The 4,317-nt window shown below is 66.2% G+C and carries 2 protein-coding genes and 1 pseudogene; 1 reads left to right on the top strand and 2 read right to left on the bottom strand.

Annotation, left to right across the window (positions count from 1 at the left end):
* Window positions 1–178: 178 nt before the first annotated feature.
* Window positions 179–328 (top strand): annotated as a pseudogene (locus VNS22_RS13190) (IS481 family transposase); the annotation flags it as partial.
* 66 nt (window positions 329–394) lie between these two features.
* On the opposite strand, the gene VNS22_RS13185 reads toward VNS22_RS13190, so the two are convergent.
* Both VNS22_RS13185 and VNS22_RS13180 read right to left on the bottom strand, forming a co-directional pair.
* Window positions 395–3,022, bottom strand: coding sequence for a hybrid sensor histidine kinase/response regulator (locus VNS22_RS13185; RefSeq protein ID WP_325733109.1), 2,628 nt, complete (start codon window positions 3,020–3,022; stop codon window positions 395–397).
* Window positions 3,023–3,285: 263 nt separating this feature from the next.
* Window positions 3,286–4,089 carry a transposase gene (locus tag VNS22_RS13180; RefSeq protein ID WP_325733111.1) on the bottom strand — a complete coding sequence of 268 codons (804 nt, stop codon included), beginning with the start codon at window positions 4,087–4,089 and terminating at the stop codon, window positions 3,286–3,288.
* Between the last annotated feature and the right edge of the window lie 228 nt (window positions 4,090–4,317).

Here is a 4,317-nt window from a genome sequence, read left to right as displayed (position 1 = left end):
CTGGAGGAGCCGGCAGCCACGATCAAGGCGAGACCTGGTCGGGCTACTGCCCATTCCCCTTCGGAGACGGATCGATCGCTGCTGTGACCGATGGATCGGCGGACCTGCTCGTCGCGATGGCCCGGCCTGCACCGCCACGCGGCTGGTCGAGCTGCGCCACCGTCCATGGAGTTCCTGCCTGCAGCTGTGCGTGGACGCCTACGACCACGTCCGGCGCCTGAAGACCGTGCGCGGCCTCACGCCCTGCGAGTTCATCCGCCAGGCCTGGGAAAAAGAGCCTGACCGGTTCAGGCTCGACCCGTCCCACCATGTCCCGAGACCATACACCTACCCCCCGGAGTGCCAGGATAGCGCCAACCGACCCCGGCAGGCTGTTGATCGACAGGCGGGAACCTCAGATGGTCCGCTTCCCCGTCACCTCTGCAGCCGCGAGCTCGGCTTGGGTGTCGCGAACAGCCTGCTGCAGCTGGGCGATCATCTCGTCGAGCTTCTGCCCATCGGTGGCCGCCTGCTCGATGGCGCGGGCCAGGATGCCGATGCGCAGCAGGCCGAAGCTGGGGGCGGTACCGGCCAGGCGATGGGCAGGTTGGACGACCGCTTCGGGGTCATCCTGCAGACGTTCCACCTCCGCCGCCAGTGCCCTGGCCGATGTCATCGCGTCGGTGAGGAACTGCTCCAGCTTGGTTGGCCCCGCCGTCTTCCGCAGGCGGTCGATGCGTTGCCGGTCGAGGAGCGCTGCAAGCTGCCGGGGCTCAGAGGCCGCCACCGGGTTGGCAGGCTCGGACGTGGCCGCAGCCGCCTCCGTTACCGCCGCGAGCGTATCGAACAGCCGGTCCCAGTCGATCGGCTTGGTCAGGACCCGGTTCATCCCGGCTGCCAGACAACGTTGTTGCTCTGCCTCCATCACGTTGGCCGTGAGGGCCACGATCGGCAACCGGCGTGCCGGTGGCGGCAGCATCCGTATCCGCCGGGTAGCCTCGACCCCGTCCATCACCGGCATCTGCACGTCCATCAGCACCACGTCGAAGCTGTCCTGGCTGACCAGCGCCACCGCCTGTTCACCGTTCTCCGCCAGCAGGACCCGATGGCCGTTCTGCTCCAGGGAAACCTGCAGAAGATCGCGGTTCAGAGCCACGTCATCGGCCACCAGGATCCGCAGTGGCCGCAACGACAGTGAGCTGGGAACCCGGCTGCTCTTGCTGGGGATGAGGATCGAGCCGATCGGCAGCCGGATCTCGAAGAAGAAGGTGCTCCCCTTGCCTGGCTGGCTTGTGACCCCGATCTCGCCGCCCATGGCGGTGACCAGGCGCTGGCTGATGGCAAGGCCCAGCCCGGTGCCGCCGAACCGGCGTGTGATCGTCTGATCGGCCTGGGTGAATGCCTGGAACAGGTTTCTCCGGTTCTCTTCGGGAATCCCGATGCCGGTATCGCGCACCTCGAAACGGAACGGAACGATCCCGCCCTGGGTTGCGCCGCATCGGACGAAGACGCGCACCCCGCCATGGCTGGTGAACTTCAGGCCGTTGCCGATCAGGTTGATGAGCACCTGCTGCAGTCGGGTGGGATCACCACGCACGACCGGCGGGGAATACTCGTCGAGATCGATGGTCAGGACGAGGCCACGCTCGGTCGCCTGCGGCAGCATGAGGGCACGCACGTCCTCGAGCAATTTCACGAGGGAGAAGTCGACCTGTTCCAGGGGAACTTCACCGGCCTCCAGCCGCGAGAAGTCCAGGATGTCGTTGATGATGTGCAGGAGATGCTGGCCCGAGGAGCGGATCGCCCGGAGCACCTCCTGCTGGCGGCTGGTCAGCGGCTCGTTGGCCAAGAGCTCGGTCATGCCCAGCACGCCGGTCATGGGCGTGCGGATCTCGTGGCTCATCGACGCCAGGAACTGGCCCTTGGCCAGCTCGCTCCGTTCGGCCTCCACCCTGGCTGCTTCCGCGGCGCGCAATGCCTGACGAAGCGCCATGCTCTGGCGCTGCCGCCACCAGCTGAGCAGCCCCGCGCCCAGGGCGACCACACCGACGGCCCCAGCCGCGCCGCAGGCCTGATGCCACCAGTCCTGCAGGATGTCGTCGATCCTGTGCGCGGCCACGACCTGCAGGTCCGTTCCGGGCACCGCACTGGCAGCGACCACGAACGAGCTGGTGACCGAATGCGGCGATGGCCGCGCCAGCCACTCGTCCAGCCAGAGCGGCCGTTCTGGCGGCAACGTGCGGTCCGGCCAGTGCATTGCGTCGCGGGCATAGACGTTGCCGGCCTTGTCGATGAGGATCAGGCGCTGGTCGGGTCGGAGCAGCAGGCCGCTGAAGATGTCGGCATAGAGCTTCCACTCGACCGCGACACCGAAGATGCCGGCCAGCACGCCGTCCGGTCCCCGCAGCGGCCAGCTGAGGGGAACGACCCATCCTTTGGGATGAGTCCGGGCGTTGACGGGCCGGCCGATGAACATGCGGGTGCCGGGATGTTCTTGGTGATGACGGACATAGTCCCGGTCGCTCAGGTCGACACCGATCGCCGCCCCTGAGGTCGCCTGGGCCGTCCGGCCATCCGGAGTGATCAGGATGGCGTCATCGAGCGCGCGCAGCTGCTTGTCCGACGAAGCATAGGCGTGCAGCCACGGAAAGACCTCGTCTAGCCTGATATGGCCTTGGCGAAATTCCTCGGCCGCGATCGTCACGACCAGATCGAGGGTCGCCAAGGCTCGCTGGGTGACGCCGCCGGCGGATCTGCTGATGGCCGCGAGCTCGTGTTGGGAAGCATTCAGCGCCTGTCGCCGGCTCTCGGTCAGAAAGGCTGCCACGATGCCCGCGCCTATTAACAGAGTTATCAATGTACTTAGCGCAGCAACAGGGCAAGGCGGCCAGGATGACAGCTTGCCCCATCGACGCATCCACATCCGAATTTCCAGCCCTATAGCAATCACTTGAACTGCCGCCGAAAGAATCGGATATATTTCCGGTCCGGCTTCACGCTTGATCTTACTGCCACGCTGGCAATCTCGCCAGCTGCAGGACATGTCCATGGTCCGACGTCAACTGCTGTTTCGTCGCATCGATTCTTGGAGCAGGACATCCCGGGCAACTCTCGATGCGACGGTCATGTTCGCCGACCAGCCTTGTATCTTCGGCACATGATCCAGTGGAGACTGCCGCGAAAGCCTCACCGTTGGCATGGCCGAATGGGGCATGAGGCATTCGCATCATGCCTGGGCACCGCCGTTTGCCTGGACAGGTGGATCAATGCGGCCAGTTTGGCGGGCCCTGTCCCTTCTGGCGCCGGTCAGCCTGCGAGTTGATCAGCACGGCGCAAGTTCATGGCCATGCCGAGCAGCCAGAGCTGGCAGCGGTTGCGGACGAGGCCGTGGTAGCGCACGCGCCGGTACAGATAGCGCCGCTTCATGGTGCCGAAGAGCTTCTCGATCTGACCGCGCAACGGCGTGATCGCGACGTTCATCCACTTGGGCCAGCTGGGCTGGCGCTTGCCGGCCTGCCGTCGGTGCATGATCCGGTCGGTGATTCCGGCCTCGGCCAGGACCGCTCTTCTACCCACGGACTCGGAGGCCTTGTCGGCCAGCACGGCCTGCTCATCGCCGCAGATCAAGGCGTCGGCGGCGATGCTCTCGCCAATGTCGGCGCTGGTCAGAATGGCCTTGCGGATCAGATCAGAGCCCCGCTGCAGCCTCCTGGCTGCAGCCCTTGCAGGGATGGATCGATCGTCTGCTGACGATCGATGGTTGACGGCCAGGTGCGCTTTGTAGCCGAAGAAGCTGCGTTGCCCGCGCCGCGTGAAGCCGGCGGCCGGGTCCCGCACCGACACCTCACCTTCGCGCATGGGCGGCCGCTTCACGTCCGCCTCGACCAAGGTCGCGTCGATCATGGTGCCGGCCCTGATCACCAGGCCGCGCTGCTCGAGCTGCGCGTTCAACGCGTCGAAGACCGTCTCCGCCAGACCTGCCTCGGCCAGGTCGATCCGGAAGCGCGACAAGGTCGTCGCATCCGGCACCCCATCCTCCAGCCCGAGCCCGCAAAAGCGCCGAAAGCTCAAGCGATCCGCCAAGGCCTCCTCCAGGTCGCGATCCGACAGCCGATACCCTTGCCGTCCAGCAGGAACGGCAAGGCCGACTGCAGCGCAGGCGCGCGGTCAGTAGACCGCGCAGGTGTTGAAGCAACAGCGCCTTGAGCTGCACCAGCGGCGGATAAGCAGGCCGCCCTGTCGGTGAGCTGCGCATGGGCTGCAGCAGCGCGCCTCGATCGGCTGCCAGTCGACCTGTGCCCTGATCCGCTCCAGCCGCTGGTTGCTGCCAAAAGCGGC

The sequence above is a fragment of the Geminicoccus sp. genome, assembly GCF_035556675.1.
Taxonomy (GTDB): Bacteria; Pseudomonadota; Alphaproteobacteria; order Geminicoccales; family Geminicoccaceae; genus Geminicoccus.
This window is presented reverse-complemented; position numbering and strand designations above follow the sequence as displayed.